Source organism: Candidatus Palauibacter scopulicola, from assembly GCF_947581915.1.
GTDB lineage: Bacteria > Gemmatimonadota > Gemmatimonadetes > Palauibacterales > Palauibacteraceae > Palauibacter > Palauibacter scopulicola.
The window spans coordinates 1-5,429 of the sequence record NZ_CANPWG010000057.1; the positions used below are offsets into that span (position 1 = coordinate 1).

A 5,429-nucleotide genomic window follows, 5' to 3' on the forward strand; every position below is an offset into this window, starting at 1 on the left:
GGCGATGTCGCCTTCGTGGGCGCTCCGGGCGGGCTCGGCGATCTGCCCCGGTTCGGGCAACCGGCGCCGCCACAGCCCGGCTCGGTCGGGATCTACCTCGTGACACGGGACGATGGGGGGCCGTTCCTCGGCGTTCTGACCGCCCCGGAGCCCGAAGGCTCCGACCGGTTCGGTACCGCGCTGGCCGCGGTCGACGATCGACTCTTCGTGGGTGCCCCCGGCGCGGACGGCAATCGCGGCGCCGTTCATGTCTACGAGCCCTCCGACGGCGAATGGCGGCACGCCGGATCCTTCATGCTCGAAGACGGCATTCCCGGTGATCGGCTGGGTTCGGCGCTCGCGTTCGATGGGACGACGCTGTTCGCCGGCGCGCCCGGCCGGGACGGCGCGGGCGCGGTGGCCGTGTTCGATCCGGATGGCGCCCCGACCGCCTCCCGTACCCTGGCGCCTCCGACGGGATCGGATGCCGCCGGCTTCGGAGCCGCCCTCACCATCGCGGACGGAACCGTGTGGATCGGCGCGCCCGCCACCGCCCTGGCCGCCGGCGCCGTCTACACCTTCGATGCCGCGTCTTTCCGACACGTTCAGACGCTTGACGAGTCTCCGTTCGGGCCGGGAGGGGCTCTCGGCTCGAGCCTCGGCGTGTCCGGTGATCTTGCCGTGGTCGGGGCGGGACAGGCCGACCTCCGACTGGGCGCCGCCGCCGTGTTCGAACGGGCCTCCCTCGCCGCTCCCTGGGAGCTGTCGGGCACGCTGCGCGACCCGGAGCGGCCGAACATGACCGCCGTCTCGGGTGAGACGGTGAGTTGCCAGGACGGGACCGCGCTCGACTACGCCTGCACCGATGTGGATCTCGTGGCCTTCCTCCCCCTCGCGGAACTCGGCGCCGGTCCCACGTCGATCGCGAACGACATCTGGGGCTGGACCGACCCCGAGACGGGCGGCGAATACGTCCTCCTGGGCAAGTCCAACGGCACGTCCTTCGTCGACATCACCGACCCCAACGCGCCGGTCTACGTGGGCGAACTCCCGCTCACCGAAGGGGGCGTCGAGAACCTGTGGCGCGACATCAAGACCTACGCGGATCACGCCTTCATCGTGGCGGACAACGCCGGCGCGCACGGCGTCCAGATCTTCGACCTCACCCAGTTGCGCGACGTTCGCGATCCGCCGGAGATGTTCGAGGAGACGGCCCGTTACGACGGCGTGTTCAGCTCGCACAACATCGTGATCAACGAGGAAACCGGGTTCGCGCACGCCGTCGGCAGCAGCGGCGGGGGCGAGGCGTGCGGCGGCGGCCTCCACATGATCGACATCCGCGATCCCCGGAATCCCCGCTTCGCCGGCTGCTTCGCGGACCCCGACATCGGCGGCTTCCTCGGCGGAGGCTACACGCACGACGCCCAGTGCGTCGTTTACAACGGGCCCGACGCGGACTACGTCGGACGGGAGATCTGCTTCCACGCCTCGATCGACGCGCTCGGGATCTCCGACATCACCGACAAGGAGAACCCCGTCGCGCTCGCGAGCGCCAACTACCCCGGCGCTGTCGCCGCCCACCAGGGATGGCTCACGGAGGACCACCGCTACTTCTTCCTCGGCGACGAACTCGACGAGGAAGGGGGCACCGTCTCGAACACGCGCACGCTCGTGTGGGACGTGGCGGAACTCGACGATCCGGTGCTGGCGACGGAGTACTTCGCGGAGACCCGCGCGATCGACCACAACCAGTACGTGCGCGGCGACTTCCTCTACCAGTCCAACCTGCTGGGCGGCCTCCGCATCCTCGATATCCGCGACCCGGAGAACCCGGTCGAGGTGGCCTTCTTCGACACCGTGCCGACGGACGACGACGAGACGGCGTTCGGCGGAACGTGGAGCAACTACCCGTACTTCGAGAGCGGCGTGATCGCGGTGTCGAGCTGGAACGAGGGGCTGTTCCTGCTCAGAAAGCGCCAGCCCGTCCTCGTCCCGTGAATCCGCTTCGTCGGTGGCGTGGGCTACCCTTGAGGCTGGTTTTTTGTGATTCTTTGTGATGATGGATTCGATGGAGCAGGTGTGCGCAACGAAGCCGCGCACCGATTCACCGTGGTAGAGGATATCAAGGATGGAAGCACATAGTTCCGGCGCCTCGATAGCGGCGGGCCGGCGGGTCGTCGAGCCCTCCGTCGCGAACGCGCTCCCGCACTTCGTCCCGCTTCTCATCTTCCCGCTTGTGTTCGCAGCCGCCATGTACGGCGGCTGGTGGCTCGCGGGTCCGTTCGTCTTCTTCATGCTCGCGGACCGGTTCGACCACCTCTTCGGCCTCGAGGAGCGGAACATGGATCCGGCCACCACCCGCGAGAGCCAGTTGTTCCTGTACAAGCTCTCGCTCTGGCTGTGGGCCGCGTTCTGGCCCGTGACCTTCGTGTTCGCGCTCTGGCAGATCCTGTTCGTCGGCCAACTTGCGCTGTGGGAAATCGGAGTCACGGCCGCCATCCTGACGCTTGTCGCGCAGACGGTGTTCATCGTGGGCCACGAACTGGTGCATCGGCGCGCCCTCTGGGAACGCCGGCTCGGCGAGTTCCTCCTGGCCTCCGTCTCCTACCCGCACTACGCGACCGAGCACGTCTACATCCATCACCCCCGCGTGTGCACACCCCTGGACCCGGGGTCCGCGCCGAAGGGCCTGAGCTTCTGGGAGTACCTGCCCACGGAAGTGGCGAGCAACCTGGTGGGGTCATGGCGGTTCGAACGCCGGCGGCTGACGCGCCGTCACCTGCCGCTGTGGCACTACACGAACGCGTTCTGGCGCTACGCCGTGCAGATCGTCTTCTGGTACGGGCTGATCCTCTGGTGGGGCGGCCCCTGGGCCTTGCTGCTCTACCTTGCGCTGTGCGGCAGCGTGGTCTTCTCGATGAAGATCAGCAACTACGTCCAGCATTACGGGCTGCGGCGCATCCGCATGCCCACGGGCAGGTACGAGCCGGTGAAGCCGAGGCACGCCTGGAGCGCGGCCTACAAGTTCACCAACTGGCTGTACTACAACATGCAGCGCCACGCCGACCACCACACGTCGAACCGGCGATATCCGCTGTTGCAGCACTACGGCGAAGCCGCCTCTCCGCAGTTGCCGGGCAGCTACATGGAGATGAACGGCATGGCGCTCTTTCCGAAGCGGTGGTTCGAGACCATCGATCCCCTGGTTGACCGTCAGCGCGCCCAGTTCTATCCGGAGGTCGACGACTGGCGCGCCTACGACAGCCGGGCGTTTGCGGCGCGTCCCGACGCGTTCGACGTCATCGCGGAGATTCATGCCGCCGCCCCCGGTCTCGCCGAGTGGATCAACCGCTCGCCGGCCCTGCTCGACACGCTGCGGGAGCGGGAATTCACGGACCTGGAACTGCCGGAGGGGTTCCTGGGGGACGCCGAAGCGGAGGTGATCGCCCGGTGCGGGCTGGCGCGCCTGTACTGGACGCACGAACTCAGCCTCTCCGAGATGAGGGCCCAGCTCGACGACATCCCGGTGCAGGACGCCGGCGAGGCGGTCGAGGCGGCGGTGGAGTGGTCGAACGGCAAGGTCTTCCAGATCGCCGTGCACGCGATGCGCGGCAGCCTGTCCGTGAGCGAGGCGACGACGGCGCTGTCGCGCGTCGCCGAAGCCTCCATCGTCACCGTCCTGGCGGCGGTCGAGGAGGACTTCGCCGACCGCGGCGTTCCGGAGGCCAGCGGCGGCTTGGCGGTCGCGGTTCTGGGACCGCTGGCAGACGGAGAGGCGCTGCCGGGCGCGGAACTCGATGTCCGGTTCGTGTACGACGGCGGTCCGGCCAGGTACTACGAAGCGTTATGCCGCCGCGTTCGCAAGGCGCTCCGCGCGCTGTCGCGCAACAACCTGCTACTGGCGCCGGTCCCGCGCGGCGGGCCGGAGGGCCTCCAGTCGCTCGCCGAGTTCAAGGAGCAGCTCCGGAATCCCGGTTCGGGTCGCGAGCTTGTGGCGCTCGCGCGGGCGCGCTGCGTGTTCGTGTCAGGCGACAGCGGGATCGAGGATCGGTTCGCGCAGGCGCTGCGCGAAGCCCCAGGCGAAGTCGAACCGGACCTGCCGTCCCGCGATGCCGCGTCCCCAACTGGAACCGACATCGCCGCGCTTGCGCAGGGCCCGCCCCGATAGGCGAACGCAACAGCCGCGAGTCCCGGCGCCCGCTCGAACCACCTTAAATAGGGGGAACCTTGACTTAATCCTTCGGAATAGCGACTCCTGTGGAAGTGGCGATGGTCCCTAACGTAGAAACGACGGAGAATGCCATGAGAAGCGGCGATGAAATGCTTGCGCAGATCGTTGAGAAGTCCACCGTGGACGCGGGGTTCAGGCAGCAGCTTCTCGCGGATCCAAAGACTGCGATCAGCGGCGAATTGGGCATCACGATCCCCGATTCGATGAACATCCAGATCCATGAGAGCGACATGCAGACGGTGCACCTCGCGTTGCCGCCGGACCCGCACATCAGCGAGGAGCAGATGGAAGCCATCTCGGCCGGCCTCTGCTGCTGCTGGTAGCTGCTGCTGGTAGCTCCCCGTGGCCGAGGAGCCGGTTGACCTATTCCGGCTCCTCGGCTTCCGGATCCCCTTCTTGAAGACCTGATACAGCGTCCGCCCCCCCATGCCGCGACTGCGGGGCGGCCGCTGTTTTTCTCACGGTTCTCTTCACGCGATCACGGGCGCGGGGTTCAGGTCGGCTTCGGCGAGCGGGGACTCGCGATAGCCCATGCTGACGGGCACGTCGTAGAGGCGCCCGGGCGCGTACCTTGCCCAGAAGTGCCGCATGCCCGGCACGATGACCCGCGCCACGGGCATACCGATATCGGGCCGCGTCTGATCCAGGACAAGGAACTCCATGCCCCGGGCCTCGACGAGCGCGCGGCAGTTCTCCACATCTTCGCGCGTGTCCGCCGATTCGGTCACCGGATAGTGTGAAGCCTTGCGGGGCGGCTCGTCCGGCGCCGGCGCCAGCCAGGAACAGTCGGCGAGCCGGGCGGTCTTCCACCACCAGAGGGCCAGCGGATCATCGATCCTGGGCCGGCCGTCCCCCGCCCCCGGACGCGGCAGCCAGGTGAGGCACTGGTTCAATTCGCAGAGCGCACGCAGGGCTGCGATGCGCGGGTCGGCGTGGGTCCCGGCACCGTAGATGATGTCCTCGGTCGGGGCGCCCGGTCGGCGCGAGAGCGCAACGAAGGTGGGGATGCCGATATCGGAGGTGACGTCGAGCATCCATAGCTCCCGCTCGTGGGCGGCGTAGTAGTCCGAGGCCGCTGCGACGTACTCGTCGTCGAAGCTGGAGAGATCGACGGCCGGCACCCGTAACCGGTTGTACCACCAGATGGCGAACGCATCGCGCTCGGCCAGTTCGTAGAAGCCCTGCAGGATGGCCTCTTCCAGGGTGTTGCCCGCGGCGC

Annotated in this window: 4 protein-coding genes; 3 read left to right on the forward strand and 1 reads right to left on the reverse strand. The window is 68.0% G+C overall.

Translation table 11 applies throughout. The features are described 5' to 3' along the window. The 3 genes from RN743_RS11110 to RN743_RS11120 all read left to right on the forward strand — a co-directional run. A partial coding sequence (locus RN743_RS11110; protein WP_310779892.1) for a choice-of-anchor B family protein occupies positions 1-1,977 on the forward strand: 1,977 nt, incomplete at its 5' end. A 130-nt stretch (positions 1,978-2,107) separates the two neighbouring features. Continuing rightward, a complete protein-coding gene (locus RN743_RS11115) occupies positions 2,108-4,147 on the forward strand; it encodes a fatty acid desaturase (RefSeq protein WP_310779895.1) in 2,040 nt (679 codons plus the stop codon). A gap of 134 nt (positions 4,148-4,281) precedes the next feature. Then, entirely contained in the window at positions 4,282-4,533 is a 252-nt protein-coding gene (locus RN743_RS11120; protein ID WP_310779897.1) for an NHLP leader peptide family RiPP precursor, read from the forward strand. Between the two features lie 147 nt (positions 4,534-4,680). On the opposite strand, the gene RN743_RS11125 is transcribed toward RN743_RS11120, so the two are convergent. Continuing rightward, positions 4,681-5,429, reverse strand: a 749-nt coding sequence (locus RN743_RS11125; protein WP_310779900.1) for a YcaO-like family protein, incomplete at its 5' end; no start/stop codon positions are given.